This is a genomic window from Catalinimonas alkaloidigena (assembly GCF_900100765.1).
Lineage (GTDB): Bacteria > Bacteroidota > Bacteroidia > Cytophagales > Flexibacteraceae > Mooreia > Mooreia alkaloidigena.
The window spans coordinates 779,539-805,752 of the sequence record NZ_FNFO01000002.1; the positions used below are offsets into that span (position 1 = coordinate 779,539).

Annotated in this window: 20 protein-coding genes; 10 read left to right on the forward strand and 10 right to left on the reverse strand. The window is 54.1% G+C overall.

Annotation, left to right across the window (positions count from 1 at the left end; translation table 11 throughout):
- The first annotated feature begins 275 nt into the window (after positions 1-275).
- The 5 genes from BLR44_RS06780 (at position 276) to BLR44_RS06805 (ending at position 5,669) form a co-directional block, all read left to right on the forward strand.
- Positions 276-884 carry a sigma-70 family RNA polymerase sigma factor gene (locus BLR44_RS06780; protein WP_089680543.1) on the forward strand — a complete coding sequence of 203 codons (609 nt, stop codon included), beginning with the start codon at positions 276-278 and terminating at the stop codon, positions 882-884.
- A 487-nt stretch (positions 885-1,371) separates the two neighbouring features.
- Entirely contained in the window at positions 1,372-1,953 is a 582-nt protein-coding gene (gene gmk, locus BLR44_RS06790) for a guanylate kinase (protein WP_089680547.1), read from the forward strand.
- A gap of 115 nt (positions 1,954-2,068) precedes the next feature.
- Positions 2,069-2,656: a nicotinate (nicotinamide) nucleotide adenylyltransferase gene (gene nadD / locus BLR44_RS06795; protein WP_089680550.1), complete on the forward strand. Its 588-nt coding sequence runs from the start codon at positions 2,069-2,071 to the stop codon at positions 2,654-2,656.
- 138 nt (positions 2,657-2,794) lie between these two features.
- Positions 2,795-5,257, forward strand: coding sequence for a PAS domain-containing hybrid sensor histidine kinase/response regulator (locus BLR44_RS06800; protein ID WP_089680552.1), 2,463 nt, complete (start codon positions 2,795-2,797; stop codon positions 5,255-5,257).
- 1 nt (position 5,258) lies between these two features.
- On the forward strand, positions 5,259-5,669 hold the full coding sequence (locus BLR44_RS06805; protein ID WP_089680553.1) for a response regulator: 411 nt from the start codon (positions 5,259-5,261) through the stop codon (positions 5,667-5,669).
- 83 nt (positions 5,670-5,752) lie between these two features.
- On the opposite strand, the gene BLR44_RS06810 is transcribed toward BLR44_RS06805, so the two are convergent.
- The 8 genes from BLR44_RS06810 to BLR44_RS06845 are packed head-to-tail and all read right to left on the reverse strand — an operon-like array spanning position 5,753 to position 17,124.
- Positions 5,753-8,830 carry a PAS domain S-box protein gene (locus tag BLR44_RS06810; protein ID WP_089680555.1) on the reverse strand — a complete coding sequence of 1,026 codons (3,078 nt, stop codon included), beginning with the start codon at positions 8,828-8,830 and terminating at the stop codon, positions 5,753-5,755.
- Positions 8,831-8,836: 6 nt separating this feature from the next.
- On the reverse strand, positions 8,837-9,649 hold the full coding sequence (locus tag BLR44_RS06815; RefSeq protein WP_089680558.1) for a CheR family methyltransferase: 813 nt from the start codon (positions 9,647-9,649) through the stop codon (positions 8,837-8,839).
- Positions 9,650-9,679: 30 nt separating this feature from the next.
- Positions 9,680-10,288 carry a hypothetical protein gene (locus tag BLR44_RS06820; protein ID WP_143017162.1) on the reverse strand — a complete coding sequence of 203 codons (609 nt, stop codon included), beginning with the start codon at positions 10,286-10,288 and terminating at the stop codon, positions 9,680-9,682.
- A 39-nt stretch (positions 10,289-10,327) separates the two neighbouring features.
- On the reverse strand, positions 10,328-12,244 hold the full coding sequence (locus tag BLR44_RS06825) for a chemotaxis protein CheA (RefSeq protein ID WP_089680561.1): 1,917 nt from the start codon (positions 12,242-12,244) through the stop codon (positions 10,328-10,330).
- A 50-nt stretch (positions 12,245-12,294) separates the two neighbouring features.
- Complete coding sequence (cheB, locus tag BLR44_RS06830) at positions 12,295-13,335, reverse strand: chemotaxis-specific protein-glutamate methyltransferase CheB (protein WP_089680563.1); 1,041 nt, start codon at positions 13,333-13,335, stop codon at positions 12,295-12,297.
- Between the two features lie 5 nt (positions 13,336-13,340).
- Positions 13,341-13,706: a response regulator gene (locus BLR44_RS06835; RefSeq protein ID WP_089680564.1), complete on the reverse strand. Its 366-nt coding sequence runs from the start codon at positions 13,704-13,706 to the stop codon at positions 13,341-13,343.
- A 41-nt stretch (positions 13,707-13,747) separates the two neighbouring features.
- Positions 13,748-14,254, reverse strand: a complete 507-nt coding sequence (locus BLR44_RS06840; protein WP_089680566.1) for a chemotaxis protein CheW — start codon at positions 14,252-14,254, stop codon at positions 13,748-13,750.
- A gap of 8 nt (positions 14,255-14,262) precedes the next feature.
- The gene (locus tag BLR44_RS06845; protein ID WP_176955927.1) at positions 14,263-17,124 is read right to left on the reverse strand and encodes a methyl-accepting chemotaxis protein; all 2,862 of its coding nucleotides are present in this window, start codon (positions 17,122-17,124) and stop codon (positions 14,263-14,265) included.
- A gap of 751 nt (positions 17,125-17,875) precedes the next feature.
- Here BLR44_RS06845 and BLR44_RS06850 point away from each other — a divergent pair.
- The 3 genes from BLR44_RS06850 (at position 17,876) to BLR44_RS06860 (ending at position 20,368) form a co-directional block, all read left to right on the forward strand.
- Positions 17,876-19,225 carry a saccharopine dehydrogenase C-terminal domain-containing protein gene (locus tag BLR44_RS06850; protein ID WP_089680569.1) on the forward strand — a complete coding sequence of 450 codons (1,350 nt, stop codon included), beginning with the start codon at positions 17,876-17,878 and terminating at the stop codon, positions 19,223-19,225.
- Between the two features lie 256 nt (positions 19,226-19,481).
- Positions 19,482-20,045, forward strand: coding sequence for a hypothetical protein (locus BLR44_RS06855; RefSeq protein ID WP_143017163.1), 564 nt, complete (start codon positions 19,482-19,484; stop codon positions 20,043-20,045).
- A 50-nt stretch (positions 20,046-20,095) separates the two neighbouring features.
- Positions 20,096-20,368 (forward strand): hypothetical protein, encoded by a 273-nt coding sequence (locus BLR44_RS06860; protein ID WP_218127022.1) that lies wholly within the window; start codon positions 20,096-20,098, stop codon positions 20,366-20,368.
- Positions 20,369-20,428: 60 nt separating this feature from the next.
- Here the strand turns inward: BLR44_RS06860 and BLR44_RS06865 are convergent, their stop codons facing one another.
- Complete coding sequence (locus BLR44_RS06865) at positions 20,429-21,070, reverse strand: YceI family protein (RefSeq protein ID WP_089680574.1); 642 nt, start codon at positions 21,068-21,070, stop codon at positions 20,429-20,431.
- 129 nt (positions 21,071-21,199) lie between these two features.
- Complete coding sequence (locus BLR44_RS06870) at positions 21,200-23,968, reverse strand: outer membrane beta-barrel family protein (RefSeq protein WP_089680576.1); 2,769 nt, start codon at positions 23,966-23,968, stop codon at positions 21,200-21,202.
- A 253-nt stretch (positions 23,969-24,221) separates the two neighbouring features.
- On the opposite strand from BLR44_RS06870, the gene BLR44_RS06875 reads away from it, so the two are divergent.
- Complete coding sequence (locus BLR44_RS06875; protein ID WP_245705990.1) at positions 24,222-25,286, forward strand: sensor histidine kinase; 1,065 nt, start codon at positions 24,222-24,224, stop codon at positions 25,284-25,286.
- A complete protein-coding gene (locus BLR44_RS06880; protein ID WP_089680578.1) occupies positions 25,286-26,056 on the forward strand; it encodes a LytR/AlgR family response regulator transcription factor in 771 nt (256 codons plus the stop codon). The genes BLR44_RS06875 and BLR44_RS06880 overlap by 1 nt, the downstream gene beginning before the upstream one ends.
- The last annotated feature ends 158 nt before the right edge of the window (positions 26,057-26,214 follow it).

The window sequence follows — 26,214 nt, forward strand, 5'->3', positions numbered from 1 at the left end:
TTTAGTTGTTAAGAAGAGGAGATTTGGGAGATAAGTCGGTAATTATGTCAGGTAATCAGGTGTTTTTTCTGTATCTTTGCAGACTACTTCTCGCCTGGAGATGCCTGTGGCGACGAGTGATTCCCACCCTAGTAGATTTCAATAGTTATCTCTCCATTGCTTGATAAAAAAGGTAACGGAAAGAATTTTTTGTGACTAGTTAGGGATTTTGGCCGTTACTTAGCACGCTATTTGCACTAGATTGGTAGGATTGCCTTTAACGTATTACGCTATACATGGATAAGATCACAAAGCCTGTTTTAACCGATAAGCAGAAGCGGGATGCTCAGTTCGAAAGCGAGTTCATGCCTTTTATTGACGCGCTTTACAACTTTGCCTACCGGCTGACGCTCGATGAGGATGATGCAAATGATTTGGTGCAGGAGACCTATCTGAAAGCCTATCGTTTTTTTGATTCGTACGAGCCGGGTACCAACGCCAAAGCCTGGTTGTTCCGGATTTTGAAAAATAGCTTCATTAACGACTTCCGGAAGAAGAGCAAGCAACCGGCGAAGGTAGACTATCAGGAGGTAGAAACGTATTATAATTCCGACGACGTAGACGAGTCGATTACGACCGACCTGCGGATTGAAACGGTGCAGGATATGCTGGGCGACGAAATCGCGACGGCGCTTAATTCGCTGGCGGTCGATTTCCGTACGGTCATCATCCTTTGCGACCTGGAAGGATTTACCTACGAGGAGATGGCAAAGATTTTGAACATCCCTATCGGGACGGTTCGCTCGCGTTTGCACCGAGCGCGCAACCTGCTCAAAGATAAGTTACGAGACTATGCCCGCACGATGGGTTATCGAGACGAAGAAAAAGCCGAGGAAACACCATAACCTCGGCTTTTTTCTTGCGTATGGTGTTAAAGCATCTGCATACAATATTGTGTAAGGAAGACAGTATGGAAAATTTTTGTGAGGATTTCTCGTGTGTATGTGAACTAAAATCCGCCAATCTGTTTTTTCTTGACATATTTGATGCTTAAACCTTCTGAACAATTTTGTAAAATATAATTAGCTAGTAAACATGGATCAGTCTTATACCCCCGAGCGGGAGCCCAGGTCGCAGAAACCGGCGGAGGTGAGCCCATCTTACGAGGCCCGATGTTTTGAGCTCCTGCATATTGTCATTGACGGTGAGGCTACGCCCGAAGAAGTAGAATTTTTTAACTTGCACGCCAAAGAGTGCATGCCCGTCTATGAGACTTACCAGCTTGATGTCGCCATCAAAAAGGTGTTGTGTCACAAAGTCAAGAAAAAGGAAGTTCCGGTTGGGTTAGTGGACTCTATTCGTTCTAAAATCAGAGAAACTACCGTTTAACTAATGCCGCAGGGCAAACTCATCATCTTTTCAGCTCCGTCTGGTTCCGGAAAAACCACCATCGTTCATCATCTGCTGGAAAAGAATCCGCAGTTGCAGTTTTCCATCTCGGCTTGTACGCGCGATCGTCGTGGCCGGAAAGAACTTAACGGCAAAGACTATTATTTTTTAACGCCCGAAGAATTCAAAACCCACATCGATCAAGGCGATTTTGTAGAGTGGGAAGAAGTCTATCCGGGGGCCTTTTACGGAACGCTCAAGACAGAAATCGAGCGCATCTGGTCGCTAGGCAAGCACGTAATTGCCGATGTCGACGTAAAAGGTGGGTTAAGCCTCAAGCGCTTTTACAAAGATCAGGCGTTGGCCATCTTCGTAAAAGTACCCTCGCTCGAAGAGTTGGAGCGTCGTTTGCGTGCGCGGGGCACCGATTCTGAAGACAGCATTTCCCGTCGCGTGTTCAAGATGAAATTTGAGATGAGCTTCGAGAAGGAGTTCGACATTACGTTGATCAACGAAGATCTGGACGATTCGCTGCGCGAAGCCCAGCAGTTGGTCGACCGTTTTCTGGCCGATCAGCCGATTTGAGGCTGGTTCAGCCTTGCGCGTCTTTTCCTGAATCCTTTACTTTCGCGGGTATGCACCGTACCCCTTTCTCTGCAAAGGGCGGCCGTCGTATTGTTGTTCCTCTAGCCGTTTTGTCATGAAAGTGGGGCTTTTCTTTGGGTCGTTCAATCCCATCCACATCGGGCACCTGATCATTGCCAACACCATGGTAGAAACCACCGATTTGGATCAGGTTTGGTTTGTGGTGTCTCCTCAAAACCCGTTCAAGTCTTCGCAAAGCTTGTTGCATGCGTTTGACCGATACGACATGGTGGCGCGCGCGGTGGCCGATAATTACAATTTCAAGGTGACGGACGTGGAGTTTCACCTGCCACGCCCAAGCTATACGATCGATACCTTGACCGTATTGCAAGAGAAACATCCTCAGCACGAATTTGCGCTGATTATGGGTGGCGATAACCTGAAAGGCTTTTCGCGCTGGAAAAACGCGGACCGCATTCTGGAATTTTTTCAATTGTACGTATATCCCCGGCCGGGCGCAGACTTGACGCAGGGGGCAGCGGGTAGTTTGTCGGCGCACAAAAATGTACGGATGGTAGAAGCACCCTTGCTCGATATTTCGGCGACGTTCATTCGCAATTGCGTACACACCCACCGTTCGATCCGCTACCTGGTTCCGCCCGAAGTCGAAAGTATGATTCAGGCACGGAAATTTTATCAGTAGCCTTGGCACGCATGTATGTTTTGAGGGAGATCTGTACCTAAAATGGGCAGGGATGAGGCACCGTAAGCTCTTGATTTACCGTATCTTACGGCTGTGTTTGTCTTCAACCGGGCGGCTTTGTTGTCCGCCTCCTGCGCTATGGATCAACCCTCCACCGACGAGTCTAAAAAATCACCCGCCTTTGTAAACGAAACACAGTCGTTCTGGGAGCGGCTGTTGTGGCTACGTCATCAAACCTGGGAAAACTGGTACGAACATTTGTGTGGATGCCTGGATGTGGCCTGCGATGCTTTAAGCATGATTGCAAGCCGCGTGTACATGCAAGTGGACGGGACCATGGTGATGATGGCCGATGTGGGGCGAACCGCACAGAACGACACGTGGCCGTTTCAGTTGGAAGATTATGCCCTCACCACACCCATCGGACGCATTGCCGAGCCTTTTTATGTGCAAAAAGCCGATTGGGGAAAAGCCGTAGGCTGTCCGTTTCTGATCGGTACGCAGTGGGGCGTAATCATGCTGGGCGCGCCCGACTTCTCCGGAAAACTTGAAGAGGAACAGGAGCGGTTTCTGCGCGCGGTGGCCGAAGAGGTGCGGTTCATCATTGCCGAGTACCGCACGTACCAGCAGCGGAACCGCGCCGAAAGCGAACTGTATGCCAGCAAAATGCAGTTCAAGACACTCTTGGACGCTACGGCAGGTGCCGTGTTGCAACTGTCGAGCGAGCCCATTCCCCGCATCGATTACGTGAGCCAGGGGATCATGCGGCTGACGGGATATCCGGCCGAGTATTACCTGGGGCGTCTGATCACCGATGTGGTCGACAAAATTCATCCCGAAGATTACGAGCGCCTGGCGGTTTACGTTGAAGACGCACGGTCTGCGCCGAACAATCAGGTCCACAGCCAGGAGTTCCGCATTTATCATCAGGATGGCTCTCTGAAATGGATTTTATATCAGGGGCAGGTTATTCAAACGAGCCGCGACACCATGCTGGTAGGGGTGGTGCTTGACATCACCGAACGCAAGCGGATGGTAGAGCTAACGCGAGAGCGTGATCTGGCCGAGAGTGCTCTGCAACTGAAATCAGAATTCCTAGCCAACATTAGCCACGAAATTCGGACCCCTCTGAACGGATTGATCGGCATGACGGAGCTGATGCTGGAAAGCCCGCTTACTTCGCAACAGGAAGAATACACGCAGATCATCCGGCGATCGTCCGAGAATCTGCTGACCATTATTAACGACATTCTGGACTTCTCGAAACTGGAAGCCGGAAAAATGCAGATGCGTGAGGCGGCCTTTGAGTTACCGCGCACGCTGAAGCAGGTGAAAGAACTGTTCACCCCACTGGTGCGCAAAAAAGCGCTGAACCTGACGTTGCAGGTCGCTCCTACGGTGCCGCGTTATCTGACCACCGACGAAACGCGCCTGACCCAAATCCTAACCAATCTGGTGAGCAACGCCATTAAGTTTACCGATGCAGGCGAGGTTGGGATCAGTGTCGACAAAGTAGGCGAAAGCCTGCTGCGGTTCTGCGTGAAAGATACAGGCCCTGGCATTTCGGCCGAAAATCAGCATAAACTTTTCCAGCCCTTTTCACAACTGGACATGTCGTCGACGAGGCGCTATGGGGGCACCGGGTTGGGGCTGGCCATTTGCCAGAACCTCGTGCAGATGTTGGGCGGAGAAATTGGTATTGAGTCGTCGGGCAAGGGAGGAAGTGTGTTCTGGTTTACGCTCCCTTATAAGGCCGCCACGCGGCAACACATCAACCCGCCGCAGCACCGTCTGCAAGCCGATCATGTGGGACAGTATTCGGCGCACGTGCTTCTGGTAGAAGATCAGGAGATGAACGGGCGCGTGGCAACGCTCATTCTGGAAAAGCTGGGCTGTCGGGTGAGCATCGCCCGCAACGGCGTGGAAGCTTTGGATTTGTTTGCCTCTGCGGAGTTTGACTTCATTCTTATGGACATTCAGATGCCGGTGATGGATGGCATTCAGGCTACCCAGGCCCTGCGGCGTCAGTACGCAAACGTGCCCCCGATTGTAGGGTTAAGTGCCAATGCCCTGGAAGGCGACGCAGAAAAATACATCCGATTGGGACTGGACGACTACCTCGCGAAGCCGTTGGTGATTGGTCCTCTGGCCGAAAAGCTACGCAAATGGCTACCTGAGTCGATGCAGTCTACGCTAGAAGGCGCTTCGGCAGAATCGGCTCCGGCTCTGGTGAACTCCAAACAGGTGTTGAACCGGACGATTATCGAACAGATCAAGCAATACGCCGGTAACGACCTCGGAGCGATACAAGAAGTGATCAATTCGTTCATCAATGATGGGAAGGCGCTGGTGCTGAGTCTGAAACAAGCCTGGCGGAAAGGACAGATTGCCGAGGTGCAAATGGCCGTACACACGCTGAAAGGATTATGTGGCACCCTGGGGGCCGAGCAGATGCACGAACTTACCAACGCTTTGAACCAGCACCTGATCCAGGAGCGGTTCGAGAACGTAGGGGAGCTACAGGAACAAATAGGGCCTGCCTGGGCGCAGCTAACGCAAGAACTCCGTAAATACATGTACGATACACTACAGCAACACTAGCATGAAAAGCAAATACAAAGTTTACATCATCGAAGATAACCGTACCGAGGCGATGGTGATTCGCCTGGCGTTCAGCGGCATCGACAACATAGAAGTATACTATTTCGAGAGCGGACAGCAGTTGCTCGATTGCCTTCTGGAAAGCCGCCCCGACATTGTGATTATCGACCTGATGCTGCCAGATATCGACGGGTTGACGTTGCTGCGCAGGATTCGGGCGTATGACCAAAGCATCTACACCGTGGTAATGTCGGCGCAGGAGGACATTAACGTCATCAATGCAGTGCAGCGCGAAGGCGTGTTCAACTATGTGGTGAAGAGCGATAGCTGCTTGCGTTATCTGAAGCAAGTCATCGAAAACCTGTTGCTGTTGCTGGAATCAAAACAGAAGGCAACGACCGACAAAGCGTAGCCAGAAATCATTCAACACGAAGGCATATAAAAGCCCGCTTTTCAGAAGAAAAGCGGGCTTTTTGCTGCTCAAACGATATGTTCTTAAAGTGGATTCAGAAAGGCGAGCACCTGATGATGCTGGCTGGTGAAGACCGGAATCAACGTGGTCTGGACTTGTTGGCCAATGCTGTAGCGCAGGCGCATGCTGAGGGTTATGATCTGTACGTCGCCTCGTTGAATCTGTTCCACAAAATGCTTCTGGGCTTCCTTATCGGGAAAATCCAGGAGCGAGAGGAACGATTGATTCTCCAGCTCTTCGTGCGTGTAGCCGATGAACTGATGCGCAGAGGGGTTGACGTGCAGGATGTTGCCCTCGGCGTCTAAATGCAGCATCGGAAGCGAATCGTGTTCCATCAAGCTGTTTAGAGGAATTGAGCCGGTTTGCCCTGCCTCTGCGACAATGTCGCCCAGTAGTTTCTCCATCAAGTCGACCTCCCGGTCGCTCTTGGTATCGAGAATCGCATTTTTCATCCGTTCGCGCGCCAACGACTTCCGTAGTTCGCTCTCTTGCGCTACTTGTTGCGTCACGTCGAACAGAATTCCCAGATAGCGTTGCTTGGCGCCGTTGGGGGTATCCTCGCTCACCGGTACACGCGCAATGGTCGTATCGCCCCAGCACATGGTGCCGGTGGCACTGCGGTAAGGCAGCGTTTGGCGGAAAAGAGCTCCCTCTTGCGCAGTGGCCTGAATCACCGCCAGAATATTTTCCGCCTGTAAATCAGTGGCAATCAGGTCGGTCAACTTCAGCTTATCGAGAGGCGCATCGGCCAGATTCATGCACTGCCGGAACGAATCGTTGAGGGCAAGCATCTTACCCTTATGGTCTATCTCGAAAATGCAGGTCGTCTGGTCGAGCATGTGGACACGCGTTTCCAGCTCAGCTTTTTGCGTACTGAGCGAGGCCTGCACCACTTTCAGTTCCGCTACCGTTTCCGACAGCTGTTCCTGATGCATGCGCAGTTCGTCCTGTAATTTTCGCTGGTCGGTGATGTCGATGATCATCGTCATCACTTTGTAGACCTCGCCGGCCAGGTTCCGAATCGGGCTGAAGTTGGTGAGGCAGTAGCGAATTTCGTTTTCGCCGGTGCGATACGGGAGCAGTTCAGAGATCGATTCCCCCTCCTGAATTTTAGGCCAGATGCTCTCGTAAATAGCGGGTTCTGCCTGTTCTTCTGCCAGAAGCTGCCACAGGTTCATCTTACGCAGGGCGCTTCGCTTCACACCCGTCATTTCTACAAAGGCGAGGTTGGCTTTGATCAAGTTGCCCGTCAGGTCGAGGTCCAGCATCGGGAAAGACTGACTCATGGCATTGATCTTACTGGTCAGATCCAGGTCTTTCTCTTTGTCGTCCGTCACGAACTGTGCAAACTGAATGATTTTATAAGGCTTGCCGTCCGTATCGAAAATGGGGTTATACGTGCCGTTCAGCCACACTTCGCGTCCGTTTTTCGCCATCCGTCGGTATTCGCCCCCGTGGTAGGAGCCACGCCGGAGGCTATCCCACAGCATTTCGAACTGGAGGCGGTTGGCTTCGTCCTGCGCAATTAACTGCGCCTCGGCAATGCCGATCATCTCATCACGCTCGTAGCCCATCACCGTCAGGTACATGTTGTTTACCTGCGTGATGTTGCCTTCCATGTCGAACTCGACGGTGGCGTTGGTCTTGTTAATCGCTTCGATAATGCACTGGCTCAGGTTGGTCTCTTCGCGCAGTTCTTCCAGACGTCGGTTCAACTCCTCTTGGGTGGCCTGAAGCTCTTCTGCATTCTGCTGCATTTCGCGTTCGGCCAGTTGCAGCTCAGCGTTCGAGCGGCGCGATTCTTCCAGCAGAAGGCTGGTCTGGCGATTGGTCCGAATCCCGGCGATGGTAACGCCGAGCGTTTCGCCCACTTCGCTCACAAATTCGATTTGGTACGGCTTAAACCGGTGGAAAGAAGCCAATTCGATGACGCCATACACCTGATCGTTCACTTTAATGGGAACCAGCAATACCGCGCGTGGCGGCGCGTCGCCCAGGCCGGAAGTGATGCTGATGTAACGCTCGGGCACTTCTTCCAGGTAGATGGTTTCGCCTTCTACGAAACACTGGCCGACAAGACCATCGCCGGGCGCAATGCGCTGCTCCAGAAACTTCTGTTTGTTGAAGGCATAAGTAGCTGCCTGTTCCAGAAAAATGTCGTCGCTGTTTTCGTCGTTGAGGAGAAATACCCCACCCTGGTTCGATTCCGTGTAGCGTACAAAGTGGCTGATAAACGCGTACGCCATCTGCTCTGGCGTCGATTGCTGATGATCGCGGATAAGCTCCGACAAACGGGCCACGCCGTTGATGCGCCAGTTCCGAATCTTTTCTTCTTCGGCGACTTCCATCAGCTTATGACGCATGTCGTTCAGCGCATTGCCGAGCGCGTCTTGCTCGCCTGTCACCTCAAACGTCGCGTCGAACTTGCCTTCCCCAATGCTGTGTGCAAACGCTGCGGCATCGGTTACATGAGCCAGCAACTGCTGCAGACAAGCGCCCAACGCCGCCAGGGGACCGTGCGTCTGGAACGACGTTTCCATGTGTGCGTTACCGGAGGAGATATTCTGGAGGTGTAGCGTTAGCTTTTGCAACGGTTGCAAAACACGCTGGTACATCAACAGTGCCGCGCAGGCAACCAGCAGCAGGCCGGTGCACAAGGTCAGCATGACCAGTGCATTTCTGTTTCTGCGCGAAGCCGCCTGCGACTCGAGGAAACGAAGCTGGACGTTTTCCCAATGCTGGATGAGCGACGTAAGCGCCGCTTCCTGATCGCGGTATGCGCCTGACGTCGGATCTTGCAGTGCCGTGAGCCCACGTTGCAGGGCATCAATTTCTTTCCCAACCGCACCGGCCGTGAATTTTTGCAACGACTCAAGTGCTTCTTGCGCGGCTAGCGAAGTAGCCGTGGCGTACGTTTGTTGTCCGGTCTGGTGATAGAGCAGGTAGTGACTGTGCACCTTCTCCATCGCCACACGGCCTCGCCAGAGCGCTTCCGTGCCCAAATGTTGGGTGCTGAATGCCAACCAGCACGCAATGCCTAACAGAAAGGAAGCACCGGCCAGCAAGGCAAAGAATACAGAAGAAGTGCGTTCGTTCCTCATGGGTACTTAGTTCTTTTTGCGATAGATGCGCGTTTTGGGGTCGAACAACTCGAAGAGTTCTTGCGCCTGCGCAGGCATCAGATCATAATAGCCGATGATGAGAAATCCTCCGTCCACCAAGGATTCATGGAAGAGGCGAAGGGCTTTCATTTTCAGCGTTTCGTCGAAGTAAATCATCACGTTCCGACAGAATACCATCTCGAACTGCCCGACAGAAGGGTCGCACACCAGGTTATGGCGCCGAAACGTAATGTGGCGTTTGAACATGTCCCGGATGGTGCCCTCTTCACCGTCGATGTCGAAGTAGTGCTCCAGCTGTGCCTCGGGCCGATAAGCCCGCATGGCTTTCGCATACCGGTTGAGGGTCATGAGCGGATACGTGCCCTGTTTGGCTTGCTCCAGCGCCGTCGCGCTCAGGTCAGTCGCCACGGCCTTGGCTCTGGAGAGCAAGTGCTTGTCTTTCAGCACAATGGCCATGGTATAAATTTCTTCGCCTGTAGAACAGCCCGAATGCCAGATGCGCAGCGGATTGGTATACAGGTTGGGCAACACCTGATCGCGCACGGCGACCCAGGCTTCGCTGTTCCGAAACATTTCGGTCAGGCCCACGGTGAGTTCGTCTACGCACTGCGGAAAAAACTCCCGATCACGCAGGATCTTTCCCCACAGACCCAGTGTAGAGCCTAAGTGATGGCGTGAAATCAGTCGACCGAATCCTCTGCGCAACGACTTCTTTTCGTAATTCGTGAAGTCTAGTCCATAACGATCGTTGATGGCGCGTGTCAACGACACCAACTCTTCGTCTGTGATATCAACCATAATGTTGTGAACCTTTGGGAGTTATGGGATTTAGTAGCTGATGTAATTGCTGATGCGTTTGGTATGAGCTTCGTCGGCCGTGAGGGTTTGAAGCGCCTCGAAAAAGCGTTCTTCCATGGTCCAGACTAACACAGGGCGTATCTGACGATCGCTTGAGGCCAGTTGGGCATCGAAAAGCACGGGACACCGATCCTGGTAAACGAATGCGGCCAGCGCATCGGCCGTTAGTTGTGTCCACTGGGGCACATCCCCATAGAGGTGCGTGTCCAGCAAATTGGCGAAGTGGGTGACGATCGAAGCAGTCACGATGTTGTCGAGTTCCAGCAGAAACGCCTGCGCGATTTCATCGGCCGGATCGGCATTGGGACACGCATGCGCGAGCAACTGGCGTGCTTCAGGTGCTGAAAAGATCAGGTGGCAGTGGCCTTTCAGCGCCCCTTTGATGGCGGTGGTCAACACAATGATGTCTTCCTGAGTGCGGTAGGGCGGAAGGGTGGCGGTATTGCATTGAACAGACTCGGTATGTAAGGGTGCGTTTCCGGCCGTAAAGGAGCCAAACGCATCAATGGCGCTTTGCAGTCCCATGCGGATCAATTGCTGCACTATATCCCAATCCGGTCCGTTTAATCGATTCTTCATGCGCTAATGGTCGTGTGCACGTTTTGCGTTTCGTAGTAATTAGTTAGAGTTGGCTCCTTTTTTATGGCGAAAGAGCGCACGTAAAATGGCGGAGACATCCAGCACCAGGCAGACGTTCCCATTGCCCAGAATGGTCGCACCGCTGATCATGTCCAGGTTGTCGAGGGGTTCGCCCAGGGGCTTCTCGACGATCTCTTTCTGCTGTAGCAGTTTATCGACCACCAGCCCCACATAGCGGTTCTCTTTCGAGACAATGATGAGATCGAGTTTCTGCAGGTCATCTGTCTGGTCGAACGATTGGTGCAAGACCCCTTCGTCCGACAGATTACGGAGCGAGTTCAAGTGGAACAAATCCCGTAGGAAAATGACCGTAATGGTTTTATCCAGGTAGGTGGCCATCAGCCCGTTGCCGACTTTGTGAATGTCTTTTTTGCGGAGGGAAACCACCGCTTCGGTGTACGAAAGCGGGATGGTAAACTCCTGTTGATTCAACTCGAACAGGAGCGCTCCCTTCACGGCCATGGACGAGGGCAGTGCCAGCGTAATGGTCGAACCCTGACCCGGCACGGTCGCGATGTCGATGCGGCCGCCGATCGATTCGGTCGAGCGTTTCACCACGTCCATGCCTACACCACGTCCCGAAACGGACGTGACTTTTTCGGCACTGGAAAAACCCGGATGGAAGATAAAGTGGAGTACTTCTTCGTCGGTCAGTTTTGCCGACAGTTCGGTGGTCAGTAACCCTTTCTCCAGGGCTTTTCGCCGGATGACGGGGGCGTTGATGCCTTTGCCGTCGTCGATGACGTCGATAAACACCAGGTCTTTTTCATTCCGGGCCCGGAGCGTAATGGTGCCTTTGGCGGGCTTTCCGGCCTGGCGACGCTCTTCGGCGCCTTCAATGCCGTGGCTCACAGCATTTCGGACCAGGTGAATGAGCGAATCGCTCATGATTTTCAGGACGTTCCGGTCGATCTCAATGTTGGTTCCCTCCAGCACCAGGTCCACCTGTTTGTCTTCCAGGTGAGCCACATCGCGCACGATGCGGTGGAACTTGTTGAACATGAACCCAATTTGCACCAGCCGTATGCCCATGATGCCGTACTGCAAATCGGACGTAATGCGGTGCAGCCGAGCGTAGATGTTGCTGCGCGAGCCCTGGGCTTGTTGCATGGCAACCAGGCGGTCGCGTTCGATGATCAGTTCCCCTACCAGGTTGAGCAGGGCATCCAGTTTCCGTACGGGTACCTGAACCTGATCGGAGAAGGTGATTTTGGTCTGGTCTTCGGCGGGTGCAGCTTCCTCAGGAGCTGCCTGAGCCGCCTCTTCAGGTTGCGCAGGGGCCGCCGCAGCGGGTACGGAAGCCACCGCTTCAGAAGAGGCTTCGTCGGCTGATGGGGCCGGGTCTGCCGGGATCTCCTTGGTACTTTCTTCTTTTTTGCCCGTTGTACTGGCCGCGGGACGCTTGCTGGTTTTGCGCTTGCTCTTTTTAGGAGCCGGTGTTACTTCCGGTTCTGCCTGGGGCGCCGCCGCCGCTACGGGTGCGGCCGGAGGATCGGCGGGTTTCTCTGCCTGTCGGTCACGTGCATTGCGCAAAAAGACTTCCAGTTTGGTTTGGATGCCCCGGTAGCTGACGCGCTGGCCGGTCGAGAGTGCCTCGATCAGTTCGCCTAGCTTGTCGTTTGCACGGAACAGGCTGGCGAACAATTCATTATCCAGCTGGATACTTCCTTGCTTTACCTCGCTGAACAGATCTTCCATAACGTGGGCCAAGCCAGCAATGGCTTCGAATCCCATGCCCATGGCATTGCCTTTCAGGGTATGTGTGATCCGGAAAATCGCGTCGATGACCGACATTTTCTTCGGATCTTTTTCCAAGTCGCTGAACAGGCGATTCAACTCTTCGAAGTTTTCGAACGCTTCTGCCCGAAACAGCTCTTTGTATTCTTCTTCTTTCATGGAGTAGCGAAATCAAAAGTCGACCGGCGAGGGCCAACAACTAAATAGGCTCAGGACAGACAGCTTACCAGAAATCCGGCAATCTCCGGCAACGCGATTACCTGGCGGACCACGCCGGTTTCTACCGCGACGCGTGGCATGCCGTACACCACACTGGTGGCTTCGTTCTGAGCGATGGTGTACCCACCGCTTCGGTAAATGGCTTCCATGCCCCGGGTGCCGTCTTTGCCCATACCCGTCAGAATCACACCAATTGCTTTTTCTCCGTACACCTGCGCGACCGAAAGCATCAGGGCGTTAACGGACGGATTGTTGTATTCCCGAAAAGTCTCTTCGGCCTGAGTCCACACCACGCGCCCTCTTCCAGAGGCTTTTAGCTTGGAGTTGCAGCCTCCTGGTGCTACCGTAATTTCGCCGGGCCGTATGGGGGTTCCTTCCTCGCCCACCCGCACTCGTAGGGGGGTAAGGGCATCGAGGCGCTCAGCAAAGGCCGGAATAAAGGCTTTGGGCATGTGCTGTGCAATCACCACCGGAATAGCCAGGTTGCTGGGCAACTGCGTAACGACCTGTTCTACCGCACCCGGTCCCCCTGTCGATGCACCGATCGCGATGATCTCGTAGGGAAGTTGACCCTGGAAAACGTGCGGCGCCTGGTTGGTGTGTTGCACCTGTTTGCGCAACAGACGCTGGCGGTTCACCCGCGACGCCTGTTTGACCTTGTGAACCAACTCATCCTGCAGCGTACGCAACCCACGCGACGCAGGCTTGGTCAGGTAATCGTACGCGCCCAGGCTCAGTGCCTCCATAATGGGACTCAGGTTGGTATTACCCAATGCACTGAGAATCAGAATGGGCGTAGGATGTTGTTGCATGACCTGGCGCACGGCATACAGTCCGTCATAATTGGCCATGGTCATGTCCAGCACCAGCACGTCCGGCTTAAGCTCCGTGGTTTTTTCTGCGGCCTCTTTACCATCGCAGGCCGTATCCACCACCTCAATCGACTCATCGTTGCGGAGGATGTCCGAAATCAGGAGCCGCATAAGGCTGGAGTCATCCGCCACTACAACTTGAATGGGAGACGCAGCCATGGTTCCTAGGCCATGATGCGATTGACGGCCTCCACGAGTTGTTCGGTCGTGAAAGGTTTTACGATGTAGTCGGAAGCGCCCAGGTTTAAACCTTCGTTGACTACCGACTGCTGTCCGACAGCACTGATCATGATCACCCGCGACTCGATTTCCTCTTCGGTTTTCAGAATCCGCAGGATGTCCGTGCCGATCATGTCGGGCAGGATGTTGTCCAGGGTGATCAGGTCGGGCTGAAGCTCAAGTGCCATGTCGATGGCCGACTCGCCGTTGGCGGCTTGTCCTACCACTTCGTAGCCTGCTTCACTAAGTGCATCTTTGATCATCGTTCGCATGTACAGCGAATCGTCAACAATCAGAACTTTTTTTGCCATGTATCTAGAACTAATAGCGTTAGAATCAAATAAGAGATGAATTATAAAGATTTAGCAACCTCCTGTGTCTCGCGGCGCGATAACATCGCCAAGGCGTCGATCAAAATGATCATGCGCTCTCCGCTCTTGACGATGCCCCGAATGGCCTGCTCTTCGGCTTCGGACGACAGCACTACGCTGGAGGCAGTGTCGATGTCGTGTTCGCCGATGGAGAGCGTATTCGGAACTTTGCGGACCAAAATGCCCACGCTCGCTTCCTGGCTTTCCAGCACCAGGGTGTATTTGGGCAGACTTTCGTCTGTGCTTTTGATGCCGAATTTCTTTTCCAGATCCAGGATGGCCAGCACGTTCCCGCGAATGTTGGCTACGCCTTTGATGTGATCCGGCGTTTGCGGAATGCGCGCTACGTTCGGCGTGAGCACCACTTCTTTGATCTGGTCGATGCTAAGGGCGTACTCTTCTTCGCCCAGTCGGAAAACGACCAGTTGGATGCGTGGCCCACTGTTGCCTGCCTGTGGCTCTTTTTCTTTGCTAATGCTTTGTGCCATAGGGTAGGTTATGCTTTCTTGAGTTTGAACTTAGACACGCCTTCGGTCAACTGGTTGGCAATCTCGGCCAGATTCTTACTGCTCTGCAGTACCTCGCTCATGCCCTGGTTCAGCTCCTGCGACGACGTAGCGATCTGTTCCGAACCGGCGGCGGTTTCTTCTGCCACCACCACGATGCTCTCGATGTTCTTCACAACCGTGTTGATGCTGTTGCGCTGCTGATCGGTTGCCTGCAAAATCTCTTTCGAGAGGTCGAGTGTCTCGGTGCTCGATTGCTGAATGCTTTGGAATACCTCTTCGGCATCGCGCGACGCTTTGTTACCGCTTTTCACGCTGGTTTCCATGTTGCCGATGGCCTTGCCCGCCAGGGTAATGTCTTTCTGTACTTCTTTGATGACCCGCTCAATGTCGACAGCCGACTTGCGCGAGTCTTCGGCCAGTTTCCGGATCTCTTCGGCGACTACCGCAAAGCCCCGTCCGGCGTCTCCGGCCCGTGCCGCTTCGATGGCTGCGTTCAGCGCCAACAGGTTGGTCTGGGAAGCAATGTCGGTGATGACGTTCAACGTGCGGGCGATCTCCTCGGAGCGCTCGGTCAGAATCTCGATGGATTTGGCCGTATCTTGTGCCGAAGTCTGAATTTCGCCCATGTTTTCTACGACCTTGTTGACGATCTTCAAGCCATCGTTGCAGCTCGACTGACCTTTTTCGGCCGCCTTGTTGATGATGTTGGCTTTGGAACCCATGTCGACCGACGAGTTCATAACGTGCTCTACCAGCTTCGACGATTCATCCGTTTTGGTCGCCTGCTGCTGTGCGCCTTCGGCCATCTGAGCGATGGCGGACGCCACTTCCTGCGTGGTATTCTGCATGCTTTCGCCCGTGGTCAGCATCTCTTCCGAGGCGGTGGCGATCACCGTCACGATCTGCGAAATGTTGCTGAGTAGCTGGTTCATGTTGCGCATGGCCACGTTCAGCGCGTTGCCCATATCGGCCAGATCTCCCTCCGCTTCCATGCTGAAGGCTTCGGTCAGGTTGCCCATGGAAAGCTCGGTGACGATGCGGTTGATTTCCATTACCGGGTTGGCGATGGACTCCAGCAGGTCGTTCAGCGACTCGACGAGGTTTTCCCAGGCGCCTTCTGCGTTTTTGAGTGACAGGCGGGCCGATAGTTGCCCTTCGCGTCCTGCCAGGGTGACGACCCGGTTCACCTCGCCGATAATCATTTTGAGGGTATCGCGTAGCGCCAGGTTGTCCTGAATCATTTGCCCCACATTACCCTCGGCCTTGACCTGAATGTCGGCGTCGAAGTTGCCACGGCGCAGTTGGGAAATGAAGTCGCGGATGGCGTTGAGTGCTACCGTAAACTCGGTAACGTCCGTGGCGTACTTGACCACCTTGAACGGCTTGCCGTTGAGGTCGAGAATCGGGTTGTAAGTCGCCTGGATGTAAATTTCCCGGCCCCCTTTGCCCAGTCGCTTGTAAGTGGCCGAGTCAAATTCGCCCCGGTTCAATTTCTCCCAGAACTCCCGGTACTCGACGCTGGCAGCATAGGCCGGCTCGCAGAACATGCGGTGATGCTTGCCCACGACTTCCGAAGCGGAATAACCCAGCGTACGCAGGAAGTTTTCGTTGGCGGAACGGATCGTACCGTCCAGGTTAAATTCGATGACGGCCTGTGCTTTGCTCACCGCTTCCAACTGACCTCTGTAATCGGTGTTGCGCAGTTTGTCTTCGGTGATGTCGGTCGCCAGCTTGATAATTTTGGTTGGCTTGCCCTGCGCGTCCAAAATGGGTGTGTAGTTGGCCAGCAGCCAAACTTCCGAACCGTCTTTGGTAAGGCGTTTGAATTCGCCCGAATGCGTTTTGCCCTGACTCAGATCAAGCCAGAACTGCTTGTATGCGTCGCTGTTGGCGTAGGTAGGATGGCAGAACATGCGGTGATGCTGTCCCTTGATCTCATCGAGCGAGTACTGCATCGTGTTCAGGAACAGATCGTTGGCCGTAACAATGTTGCCGTGCAGGTCGAACTCAATAAACGCAGAAGTGGCGTTGATGGCCGACATCTGGCCGCGCATCTCTTCGCGTTGCACTTCTGCCATTTGCAGCAGTTTGTCGATCTCCGCCTCCTTCTTTTTGGTCGGCGTGATGTCCTGCGCAAACTTGATGACCTTGTAGACGTTGCCGTTAACGTCGAGAATCGGGTTGTAGCTACCGAAAATCCAGACTGCTTCTCCCGCCTTGTTCAGGCGTTTGAATTCGCCGGTCGCAAACTTGCCTTCGCCCAGGTCGCGCCAGAACTGACGGTACGCTTCCGACGTGCGGTCTTCCGGCGTTACAAACAACTCGTGATGCTGTCCCTCTACCTCGCTCAGGGTGTAGCCCATCAATTCGAGAAAAGGAGCATTGGCGGTGCGAATGGTGCCGTCTGTTTCGAATTCGATCACGGCATTCGAGCGGTGGATGGCATCGATCTGCGCGTTGATTTCGTTCGTCTCGGCTTTACGCGCGGTGATGTCGCTGGCAATTTTAACGATTTTGACGACCTGCCCTTGGTTATCTTTGATGGGCATGTAACTGCCCTGTACCCAAACTACTTTGTTGTTTTTGTTGACACGGCTGAACTCCCCATTCTTGGCCTGACCTTCGCGCAGCCCTTTCCAGAAATCTTTGTAAGCCTGCGAGGATGCATCGGCCGGTTTAACAAACATGCTGTGGTGTTTGCCTTGTACCTCTTCCAGCGAATAGCCCATCACCTTCAGGAAAAGCGAATTTGCCGTCTGGATGAGTCCGTCGGGAGTGAATTCAATTAAGGCAAAAGAAGCGTGTACAGCTTGTAACTGGCCGGCGGTCTGGTCTTGTATAGCAACCATTTCCGCAATGGTTTGCCGAAGTTCTGTTTCAACCGCTTTGAGTTCAGCTAGTTCGGCACTGGAAGGATCCTGAGGTTTGGTAGCTACAGCGCGTTTGGAAGTTGCCATAAAGGGAATGCAAAATGAGTTTGGTGATATAAAATGCTTTGTGGTTTTGCTTGCCCGAGAGCTTTGCAATTCCTGCACTCAAAAGAATCTATTTTACATGGATTAGATTTTGTATTCCCTGATACTTAGTGCCTTGCGTAAGAAAAACGGGGAAGAGGCAGGATTGGCAGAGGTGGCCTCGTAAAAAGTTAGCTTACAGGCGATTAAGGGAGATGCGCACGTTTCTACCCTGACAAAAAAGCGGGAAATACATTCTGTTAGTAGAAAAAAAGCTAGCTAAAAGGCTGAGCTGGTGCCTGTTTCGTCATTTATATTACCTGTTTTGTAGAAATTGACTCGGGTTTTCGGAAGCCGATGTCAGGCAGTTTGTAAGAAAAATGCGCTGCTGTAGCGAAGAAATGAACCAGGACCGTGGCGCGTGCAGGCTGCGTCGGGCGGAGCGGCGAGAGCGCGGCCGCAACCCAGGGGTAAAACGGGCCATGCGCAGTGGGGAACCGGGTGGCAACCGGCGGCGATCGGTTCGGCAGGCAGCAGGTTACCTAGTTTTGTACAACGCCTTTGCGGCACATCTGCCCTTTTTAGGCACCGCCGGACGTGCACCGCAGCGGATTTTGCTTACATTCCGGGACCAGACAGCGGCACCATGAAGAAAATTCTTGTCCTAGGGGCGGGGCGCTCCGCCACCGTTCTCATCGAATACTTACATGCTCAGGCAGCCTTGCACGGGTGGCACCTGCAAGTGGCTGATCAGTCGCTGGAACTGGTTCAGGCCAAAACCGCGCACCTCGCCCAGGTCGAATCCTTTGCGCTCGACATTGCCGATCCGGAGGCGCTGCGTGCCGCGCTGGTGTCTGTTTCGTTGGTGATCTCGTTGCTGCCTCCTCCGTTGCATCCGCAAGTTGCCACTGTCTGTCTGGAGCAGGGCTGTCACCTGCTGACGGCGTCGTACGTTAGCCCGGAGATGGCCGCCCTGGATAAGGAAGCGCGGCAACGCAACCTCCTGTTCATGAACGAATGCGGGCTGGACCCTGGTATCGACCACATGTCCGCTATGGAGATGATCGATGACGTTCGGGAGGCAGGTGGTAAGGTAACGGCATTCCATTCTTATTGCGGCGGGTTGATTGCACCGGAGTCGGATACCAATCCGTGGCATTACAAACTGACCTGGAATCCGCGCAACATCGTGCTGGCTGGGCAAGCGGGTGGCTGCTATCTCCACGAAGGGTCGCGGAAATACATTCCCTACGGACGTTTATTCGAGCAAACCACACCTGTACACGTTGAAGGCTGGGGGGAGTTTGAGGCCTACGTGAACCGCGATTCGATTCATTACCAAGACGTATACGGCCTGACGCACGCCACTACGTTGCTGCGCGGCACGCTGCGGCGTCCCGGGTTTTGCCGTGCCTGGAATGCGCTCGTACAGTTGGGGCTGACCGACGATCGCTACTGGATGGAGGGGGCGCGCGATTTGACGTTGCGGACATGGCTGGGCACATTTTTGCCACCGCACCCGCCCGAGCAGGTCCAACAGACCCTGGCCCGTTACCTCTCGCTCGACCCCAACGGTTCTGAAATGACTTGCCTCAAGTGGTTAGGTTTGTTTGGCGAAGAACGGCTCGGCGTCCCTTCCGGAACGCCGGCCCAATTATTACAGGGAATTTTGGAACGTCGCTGGGCGTTAGCACCGACGGACCGGGATATGATCGTCATGCAACACCAATTAGCCTATCAACTGGACGGACACCGGCATACCAAAGTTGCCTCGTTGGTCCTGACGGGCGACGATGCTGCACAAACGGCGATGGCAAAAACCGTAGGGCTTACTCTGGGTGTTGTGGCTGTATTGCTGTTGCAGGAGCGGTTGTCGCAGCGCGGTGTACACATCCCAACGGCGCGGGAAGTCTATCAACCTGCCCTGCGCATGCTGGCTTCGTTAGGGATCTGCTTTCAGGAAGAGATGCAATCGGAGCCAAGTCCTGGTTTATAGTGATATAATAAGGAATTAAGTAGATCAATATAATTACATTCGCTGCTAAGTCTTCTTCCTGACGCTGCTGGGGCCGAAGGAAGATGGTATAATCCGGTTTATTTCTTTCATTCGTCGAATAATATTGTTTCCTACCACTATTTTCTTGAGATTAAAGTGGGCTTGCCTTCGAAAAGAATTGTGAGGTAGTTTCGAAGGATTTAACTCGGGGAGAGAGAGTTGCGTCACCAGTATAGTATTTAGTATATATTACAGTATGGTTAATCTTTTAGATGACCCAGATTATCAGAACAGCCACATCGTTGCGTTGGCTGACCAGTATGTGCAGATGCTGGAAAAAATTTCTTTACGCCGCAGTGCTTGGCAAAGAAATAAACAGGTCCTATTGCAAATCCTGCAACAAATAGAAAAGGAGGTAGAGCTCGATTGGCAGGTGCGAACCAACAACGAGTACTCGAACATGGAACAGGTCAGCCTGAGCTTCCCTCTCAAACAGTTGGGCATTCACTACGAAGACAAGTTTACCCGGGAAAACAAGTCCTACTTCATGAAAGGCGGGGGCCTTAACTACTCTCAAATGGCCAACGGCATGATTCACGTGTGGGTGTCGATGCCTACGGTCGACGAACTTCGCGAATACATTGGCGAGCCCCCCGTCATCGGCATTATTGACCCGGCTCAGCTAAACAGTAAGCTGATTATCAAGCACATTGAAAAGTTTCTGAAATACGTTCTGTTGTGGGACGAAGAAGGTGACTATGGGTATGATCTCGAGATGCTGACCATTCCGGCCACTGCCGGGACGCCCCCCAACACTTAAAGCGTACGAGCATTACGCCCGACATCTCAGACCAACACATCGGTATGGCGGTGAAAGACACACACCTTCGCGAAAAAATACGTGCGATTTATACCCGCCTGGACGGGCTGCGCAATACTCCTCGGGATGGTGCCCAACTGGAAAGGTACTTCCGGGAATTGCAAGCCATGGCCGGACAATTGCCCGATCCTCAACTGAACAGCAAGTTGTCTGCCACCGCCGACCGACGCGTAGAGGCATACCGGCGCGATCCTTCAAACGCCAACTTCAGGGCGTGGGTTTACAACCTGAAGCGCGATTTGGAAGAGGGCGGCCACGTGTAGCGCGAGTTTCACCCTCAAGATTGAAAAGTAGCAAGGGCACCGTGCGGTGCCCTTTTGCTTTTACTGCTGGGGCTGGGCTACCAGCGTCAGCGCGATGGTGAAGTCGTCGTGGATGATCTTGTCCGCCGCTGTACCCAGCAGGCTGGAGCGGTACTGCAAGTCCCAGTTCAGCCGGTTCAGTTCGAAACGGGCCGTAGCGTTGACGCCGCTGCCCGATACCGTGACGGTGGCCGGAAAGGAGATTGGTTTGGTAATGCCTTTGATGGTCAGATCGCCCGCAATGGTGTAGTTGGGCTGGCCGCTTTTCGCCTGTGCCAGGGGCGTGGCCTTGGTCATGACGAAGGTAGCGGTGGGATGACGCTCGACCGAAAAGAAATCGTCGGATTTGAGGTGGTTGGTCAGCCGGGCGTTGAAATCCGCATTGGTGATGTCCGTATCGGTGATGGTCGTCATGTCTATCGTGAACGAACCGCCCGTCAGGGCTTTGCCGTCGGCGGTGAGTTGCCCTTGCGAAAGTTTGACGGTGCCGGTGTGTTCTCCGCCTACTTTGGTGGCAGTCCAGACGAGTTCGCTTTGGTCGGTATCGACTACAAACGTGGTGGCCGCTACCGGGGCAGATGGGCGTAACGCTGGCGTGGTGTTGTTAAAACGGGTAGAAAACGCGGCCAGCAGAAGGGCAAACGAAAGGGAGAGGGTTTTCATGAAAAGGATACATCATGGCGTTGAGATTAAGGTAAAAAGTAGGAAAATACGATCGGTGTACTTATAAAAACACCACGCTCGTCTTGCTGAGGAAGTGCGAACGTGGTGTGTAACATCAACATCTGATCTTTAGTCCTTTTTGTCGAGGTGCCCGCTCGGCGTCTGGGGCGCAGCACCTGGCGTTTGCGTTGGCGTCTCAGCCGGTAGTTCCTGCGTGGGCACCGGCGGTTGAGGAGTCGCCTGGGTGCTGTCGGTAGTCGATTGATAGGCCGGAGCCGGAGTTGGTGCAGCACCCGAACCATCGGGACGTTGCTTGTCGCCCGCCGGTGGAGTAGGGGCAGGGCCTCGGCCGCGTGCCGGTGCGCCGCCCGCGGGTGCGCCGCCTCCTGAATCACCGCCCATTTGCATGCCACCTCCATCGCCGCCTTCTTTCAGGTCGTCGTTGTTGATGCTCCGCCGACGGCGCCGCGAACCAGCATCCTGATCCATTTTCCCGATACGGTAGCTGAAGTTGACCTTAAAGCTCATGTTGCGCATCACCATTGTGCTCGATTGGTCGATCACCGGCGTGGTTACCTGACTGTTGATGCGGAACCCATTGAAGTTGAAGAAGTTTTCGGCACCTAGCCCGATGCTGCCACGCTTCTCGGCAAACTCTTTCTGTAAGCTCAGGCTGTAAATCCCGAAGCCTCCGCGGTAACCTTGCAGTTCTACCTGCCGGCCGCGCATGAACGAGAACGCTTGCAGGGCCCATCCGTTGCCGATGGTGTAGTTCCCAAACAGACGGTAGCTGGTGACCCAGCCCTGGTTGTGCGCGTTGTACAGCGGGTCCGGTACGTTGTTGCGCAGGTCGGCGTAATACACGTCAGTGCCGCCGTTTAGCGAGAATTTGTTCGAAATGCTGATGTTGGCGAAGAGGCTGAACCCGAAGGCGTTCTCACGACCGATGTTGCGGTAAGTTGTGCGTACGGTGTCGCCGAGGATGTCGCGCAGGCTCTGAATTGAGTTATTGGTGTTGCGGGCAAACGTCGACAGGTTCAACGAAAGTCCTTTCAGGTACGTGCTGTACGAAAGCTCGAAGTTATTGGTAAACTCCGGCCGCAGTTCCGGGTTCCCTTCGGTGATGTTGAGGGGGTTGGATGCTTGAATATTGGGGTTGAGGAATTGCAGCGACGGCCGCTGAATCCGCCGGTTATACGCCGCTTTCACCATGTTGCCGTTGCCCAGCTTTTTCGACAGGTTCAGGCTAGGCACCAGCACACCGTACGCCGGAATATCCAACGGCTCTTGCCCGACAAATTGCGCCTGAATCGTCGTATACTCGTAACGCAACCCGCCCTTAACGCTGTACATGTTTTTGGTACTCAGCGTGTACGAGGCGTAGGCCGCCGCAATGTTCTGCAGGTAATCGAACGAGTTGGAGAGGTCGGCGTCGGCAATGGGCACGTACGAGCCGTTGTCGTCGGCCGTAAAGTACTTGTAGTCGCTCGTTACTTTCCGGATGATGTCTTTCGCGCCGGTTTCCAGCATCTGCGTTTTGCCGATGGGCGTCTGGTAATCGGCTTCCAGCGTAATTTCCTCGTTCAGGCTGTTGTTCTCATTCTTCAGGCTGCTGGTAATGGTGCTCTGTTCATTGTTGTAGACGTCGTTCACAAAATTGTTGACGGCGTCGTTGCGGCTGTAGAGCGTCAGCAGGTACAGTTCGCGTTGCGGCTTTTTGAACGAGTGCGTGTAGTTCAGGCTGACGTCGACGGTGCCGGAAGCGTCTTTCATGTTGACGTCGCGCAGGCTGGCCGAAACCAGATCGGCGAAAGTCGGCCCCGAGAACGTCTGCGACAACAGTCCGTCCTGGAACATGTTGAACCGCCGCAGGCCGTATTGCACCGAGCCGTTCAGGTAGTTCTGCGGGTTGATGTCGTAATCCCAACCGAATGTGTAACGACCGAACATCATGCGGTTGCGCGTGTCGGCGTACTGGGTCGTCAGCAGCGGCGACTCACCTTGCGGGTCGGTAATCTGCCGGTTTTCGAAACTACCGGGCGTGTTGTATCCAAAGCGTCCGAAGCCACCCAGCGAGAATGACATCTTGCCGGGTTTGTAACTGCCGTTGACGCCCAGGTTGGAGCTACGTGTGCCCACGCTGCTGTTGATGCTGAGCTGCGCGCCCGTTTTGGTGGTTTTGGTCGTAATGATGTTGATGATGCCGCCGGTTCCTTCGGCGTCGTAGCGGGCCGAAGGCGACGTAATCACTTCCACCGATTTGATCTGGTCGGCCGGAATCTGCTTCAGTGCGTCGGCAATGCTCCCGGCTGTGATGGTCGACGGGCGGTTGTTGATCAGCACCCGGATGTTCTGGCTACCGCGCAGCGAAACGTTGCCGTCCATGTCGACCGACAACATCGGCACGCGGCGCAGCACGTCAGTCGCGTCGCCACCGCGGGTCGTGGCGTCGTTCTCGGCGTTGTAGACCGTACGGTCCACTTTCTCTTCGATCATCACCTTCTGGCCTTCAATCACCACTTCCTCCAACTGCTTGGTTTCGGACGTCAGCGGAATTTTGCCCAGGTCCAGGTTGGTGCCGCGCTCTTCGATGACGACCGGCGATTTCGTATAGGTATTGTACCCGATGAAGCTGATCGACAGTTTGTACGTACCTGCCGGGATGTTTTTCAGGGTAAACTCGCCCTTGTCGTCGCAAATGGTGCCATCAACAGGTTTGTCGGACGAGAGGTCCATCAGCGCAATGGTAGCCAGCGACACGGGCTGCTGGTCGGCCGCATCGATGACCGCACCGGAAATTTTGCCGGTGCCTTTGTTCTGTGCCCACGCTGCCGAACAGCTAAAAAGTACCAGCAGGCACGAGGCGATGGATAATCGGAAGTGGAAAATTTGGTTCATACACGTGAGGCAATCGGGGTGAGGCTTCGCACTTGCAAAACCCGCTGAATAGTGTTTCTGTTGATGAGTACGCAAATGAAATTATAACTATGTAGTATAGGACTGTATATTAGATGGTTCGGGAGGTTTGATCGATATTCCGGGTGGATATTCGACCGGTCGAAACCGTAGAGAAAACGGCCGGAACCATCGATCTTTGTTCCCTTCAAGACGAAAACCAATCCGGTGGCTAACGGAAAGAAATAGCTTTGTTATGAGTACTTCCAAACGGCGCATGCTCTCTTTTCCTCCACGTTACCGAGTAGCGATCCTGCACATCTCGTTCTGGTGTGTCTACCTCTCGTTCTTCCTGTACCGCATCAGCGGCTTTTACCAGGAAGAGCCGGTCGACTGGCGGCGCATCTGGATCATCGCGGTGTTGTCGATGGTGTTCCTGCTGCTGATCGCCTATACCAACTACTTTTACCTGCTGCCCCGGTACCTGCAACACAAAAAGTTAGGGCGTTATTTGCTGGAGCTGGGCAGTGTGTTCGGTCTGCTCATCACGTTTCGGATCTACCTGGAGCGTTACCTGATCGACGGATTTACTTACCAGGAAGAGTACCTCTACTCGTTGCGGTTCATCATTCACGTCAGCCTGACCACCCTGTTCATCGTCATCTTTATCGGGATGCTGCGCTTCGCGGAAGAGTGGTTCGAGCTGGAAGCCAAGAAGAAGGAAATGGAGAACGAAAAGCTGACGGCCGAGCTACGTTTCCTGAAAGCACAGGTCAACCCGCATTTTCTGTTCAACACCCTCAACAACCTCTACTACCTGGCGTTTACGCAGTCGCCGAACACGACGGAGGTGATCGAGAAGCTCTCGCAGATGATGCGCTACATGCTCTACGACTCCAACCATCCGCAAGTCTCGCTTTGCAAGGAGATCGAGTACATGGAGAACTACATCAGCTTGGAAAAACTGCGTCTGAACAACCCGATTCCGATCCGCTTTACGGTGGAAGGTGCCGAGCGCACGGCCCGCATCGCCCCGCTGATTTTCATTACCTTTCTGGAAAACGCGTTCAAGCACGGCGTGAGCAACACCCATGCGGAAAGCTGGGTGAACATTTCGATCAAACTGTGCGGACAAGAGTGCGTCTACGAGATCGAAAACAGCAAACTACCCGTGAACGGCAAAGTGGTGGAAGAAAAGTCGGGCATTGGCTTGCAGAACGTGCAGCGCCGGCTCGACCTGACCTACCCGCAAAAGTACGAACTGGCCGTGGACGATACGCCCGACCGCTATGCCGTGCGCCTGAAACTACAACTGACCTGATGACCTGCCTGATTGTAGAAGACGAACCACTGGCCCGCAACCTGTTGGTTTCGTACGTCGAAAAGTTGCCTTCGCTGCAACTGGTGGAGGCGTGTGCCAATCCGCTGGCCGCGCTGGAAATCCTTCGCAACCAGCCCATCGACCTGCTGTTTCTCGACATCCAGATGCCCGAAATTACCGGGCTGAACTTGCTCAAAATTCTGCACCACAAACCGCTGGTGATCCTGACCACTGCCTACTCGGAGTACGCCCTGGAAGGCTACGAGCTCGACGTGGTCGATTACCTGATGAAACCCATTTCGCTGGAACGGTTTCTGCGCGCCGTCGAAAAAGCCAGCAAACGCCGCGCACCGCAAGCACCCGCCCCGGCGCCCGAACCGCCGGCCCCTGCGCCCGTGGTGGCCCCCCGGCCGGAAAACGTCGCGCCTCCCGAAAAAGCCGCCTCGCCATTTGTCTTCATCAAAGACGGCACCAAGCTGGTCAAAGTGCGCTGGGACGACATCCTCTACATCGAAGGCCTGAAAGACTACGTGGCGATTCATACGCGGCAACAGAAAATTGTGAGCCTGCAACGCCTCAAAACCCTCGAAAACCTGCTGCCCGCCGACAATTTCATTCGCGTCCACCACTCCTACATCGTGGCGCTGGAGGGCATCGACGCCGTCCACAAAAACGAAGTGCAGATCGGGCAGTCGCTGATTCCCATCAGCGATACGTACAAGAAAGCCTTCCGCGAGTTCATCGACCGCAACCACATTCAGCCGGAGTAGCATGCAGTTAGTGCGACGTGCTGTCTGGCGGTTGGTGGCATGCATCCATCAGGGGAATTTCGTCGATTGAAATCCCTCCGCCGTCTAGAACCGGAAGGGCAGAAGAGGGCTTTATTGCAGAATCGTGTAAGCTTGGGTGGCAACAGAAAACCGGGACA

What these genes read in the sequence shown, in the direction of transcription:
- BLR44_RS06780 (WP_089680543.1), top strand. Translation starts at nt 276, where the DNA reads ATGGATAAGATCACAAAGCCTGTTTTAACCGATAAGCAGAAGCGGGAT.
- gmk (WP_089680547.1), top strand. Translation starts at nt 1,372, where the DNA reads ATGCCGCAGGGCAAACTCATCATCTTTTCAGCTCCGTCTGGTTCCGGA.
- nadD (WP_089680550.1), top strand. Translation starts at nt 2,069, where the DNA reads ATGAAAGTGGGGCTTTTCTTTGGGTCGTTCAATCCCATCCACATCGGG.
- BLR44_RS06800 (WP_089680552.1), top strand. Translation starts at nt 2,795, where the DNA reads ATGGATCAACCCTCCACCGACGAGTCTAAAAAATCACCCGCCTTTGTA.
- BLR44_RS06805 (WP_089680553.1), top strand. Translation starts at nt 5,259, where the DNA reads ATGAAAAGCAAATACAAAGTTTACATCATCGAAGATAACCGTACCGAG.
- BLR44_RS06810 (WP_089680555.1), bottom strand. Translation starts at nt 8,830, where the DNA reads ATGAGGAACGAACGCACTTCTTCTGTATTCTTTGCCTTGCTGGCCGGT.
- BLR44_RS06815 (WP_089680558.1), bottom strand. Translation starts at nt 9,649, where the DNA reads ATGGTTGATATCACAGACGAAGAGTTGGTGTCGTTGACACGCGCCATC.
- BLR44_RS06820 (WP_143017162.1), bottom strand. Translation starts at nt 10,288, where the DNA reads ATGAAGAATCGATTAAACGGACCGGATTGGGATATAGTGCAGCAATTG.
- BLR44_RS06825 (WP_089680561.1), bottom strand. Translation starts at nt 12,244, where the DNA reads ATGAAAGAAGAAGAATACAAAGAGCTGTTTCGGGCAGAAGCGTTCGAA.
- cheB (WP_089680563.1), bottom strand. Translation starts at nt 13,335, where the DNA reads ATGGCTGCGTCTCCCATTCAAGTTGTAGTGGCGGATGACTCCAGCCTT.
- BLR44_RS06835 (WP_089680564.1), bottom strand. Translation starts at nt 13,706, where the DNA reads ATGGCAAAAAAAGTTCTGATTGTTGACGATTCGCTGTACATGCGAACG.
- BLR44_RS06840 (WP_089680566.1), bottom strand. Translation starts at nt 14,254, where the DNA reads ATGGCACAAAGCATTAGCAAAGAAAAAGAGCCACAGGCAGGCAACAGT.
- BLR44_RS06845 (WP_176955927.1), bottom strand. Translation starts at nt 17,124, where the DNA reads ATGGTTGCTATACAAGACCAGACCGCCGGCCAGTTACAAGCTGTACAC.
- BLR44_RS06850 (WP_089680569.1), top strand. Translation starts at nt 17,876, where the DNA reads ATGAAGAAAATTCTTGTCCTAGGGGCGGGGCGCTCCGCCACCGTTCTC.
- BLR44_RS06855 (WP_143017163.1), top strand. Translation starts at nt 19,482, where the DNA reads ATGGTTAATCTTTTAGATGACCCAGATTATCAGAACAGCCACATCGTT.
- BLR44_RS06865 (WP_089680574.1), bottom strand. Translation starts at nt 21,070, where the DNA reads ATGAAAACCCTCTCCCTTTCGTTTGCCCTTCTGCTGGCCGCGTTTTCT.
- BLR44_RS06870 (WP_089680576.1), bottom strand. Translation starts at nt 23,968, where the DNA reads ATGAACCAAATTTTCCACTTCCGATTATCCATCGCCTCGTGCCTGCTG.
- BLR44_RS06875 (WP_245705990.1), top strand. Translation starts at nt 24,222, where the DNA reads ATGAGTACTTCCAAACGGCGCATGCTCTCTTTTCCTCCACGTTACCGA.
- BLR44_RS06880 (WP_089680578.1), top strand. Translation starts at nt 25,286, where the DNA reads ATGACCTGCCTGATTGTAGAAGACGAACCACTGGCCCGCAACCTGTTG.